At 42.0% G+C, this 667-nt stretch carries 5 tRNA genes; all 5 read left to right on the top strand.

Annotated elements, in window-relative coordinates:
* Nucleotides 1-5 precede the first annotated feature (5 nt).
* The 5 genes from QL986_RS18830 (at nt 6) to QL986_RS18810 (ending at nt 663) form a co-directional block, all read left to right on the top strand.
* Nucleotides 6-81 (top strand) — tRNA-Lys (locus QL986_RS18830).
* A gap of 74 nt (nt 82-155) precedes the next feature.
* Nucleotides 156-231, top strand: a tRNA-Lys gene (locus tag QL986_RS18825).
* Nucleotides 232-295: 64 nt separating this feature from the next.
* A tRNA-Lys gene (locus tag QL986_RS18820) sits at nt 296-371 on the top strand.
* A gap of 69 nt (nt 372-440) precedes the next feature.
* Nucleotides 441-516 (top strand) — tRNA-Lys (locus tag QL986_RS18815).
* A gap of 71 nt (nt 517-587) precedes the next feature.
* Nucleotides 588-663, top strand: a tRNA-Lys gene (locus QL986_RS18810).
* The last annotated feature ends 4 nt before the right edge of the window (nt 664-667 follow it).

The raw sequence follows: 667 nt of genomic DNA, 5'->3' as shown, positions 1-667 counted from the left end.
AGAGCGGGTCATTAGCTCAGTTGGTAGAGCAGTGGACTTTTAATCCATTGGTCGATGGTTCAAGTCCATCATGACCCACCATCCTTTATTGTTAATAAATTTTGGTCTTAATCGGCGGGTTTACGCGCACTTACTTTTTATAAGTAAACCAGAGCGGGTCATTAGCTCAGTTGGTAGAGCAGTGGACTTTTAATCCATTGGTCGATGGTTCAAGTCCATCATGACCCACCATTCTCTATTGAATGGTTATAATCGGCGGATTTACGCGTACTTACTTTTATAAGTAAATCAGAGCGGGTCATTAGCTCAGTTGGTAGAGCAGTGGACTTTTAATCCATTGGTCGATGGTTCAAGTCCATCATGACCCACCATTCTTTTTATATTAGAATGGCCTAATCGGCGGATTTACGCGTACTTACTTTTTATAAGTAAACCAGAGCGGGTCATTAGCTCAGTTGGTAGAGCAGTGGACTTTTAATCCATTGGTCGATGGTTCAAGTCCATCATGACCCACCATTCTTTTTTATATTTAGAATGGTCTAATCGGCGGATTTACGCGCACTTACTTTTTATAAGTAAACCAGAGCGGGTCATTAGCTCAGTTGGTAGAGCAGTGGACTTTTAATCCATTGGTCGATGGTTCAAGTCCATCATGACCCACCATTCT

Origin of the sequence: Pseudoalteromonas sp. APC 3250, assembly GCF_030407915.1 — a bacterium.
GTDB lineage: Bacteria > Pseudomonadota > Gammaproteobacteria > Enterobacterales > Alteromonadaceae > Pseudoalteromonas > Pseudoalteromonas tetraodonis.
The sequence above is the reverse complement of the archived record's forward strand: the minus strand, read 5'-3'. Positions and strand labels throughout refer to the sequence as shown.